The following is a 372-nucleotide window of genomic DNA, read 5'->3' as shown; positions in this document are numbered from 1 at the left end:
ATGGTTGACGGCCTCGGACTCAGACGCACCCGCGCGCGGCGCGAGAATCGCCGCGAACGCAAGCGCAAGCATCGCGCCCGGGCCGACGGTCAGCCCGAAGGTTTCGAGCAGCGGCACGTGTGACAGCGCCAGCAACCCGAAGCCGGCGACCGTCGCGAGGTTCGCGATCAGCAGCGATACCAGCGTGTACGGCGTGACGGGCTGCGCGTCGTCGCGCTTGCAGAAGAACAGCGCGTAGTTCGAGCCGACCGCGACGATCAGCAGCATCCCGACGAGATGCAGGATCGTCAGTTGCACGCCGGCGAGCGCGAAGCCGGCCGTCACGACCAGCACGGCCGCGACGAGCGGCGCGAGCGCGCGCACGACGCGGCA

At 70.2% G+C, this 372-nt stretch carries 1 pseudogene; it reads right to left on the bottom strand.

What is annotated here, in order from left to right:
- Positions 1 to 372, bottom strand: a pseudogene (locus G3O00_RS43070) (hypothetical protein); the annotation flags it as partial.

It is taken from the genome of Burkholderia sp. Ac-20384 (genome assembly GCF_017104605.1).
Classification (GTDB): domain Bacteria; phylum Pseudomonadota; class Gammaproteobacteria; order Burkholderiales; family Burkholderiaceae; genus Burkholderia; species Burkholderia lata.
Note: the sequence above shows the minus strand (reverse complement) of the source record. Positions and strands in the feature narration are given on the sequence as shown.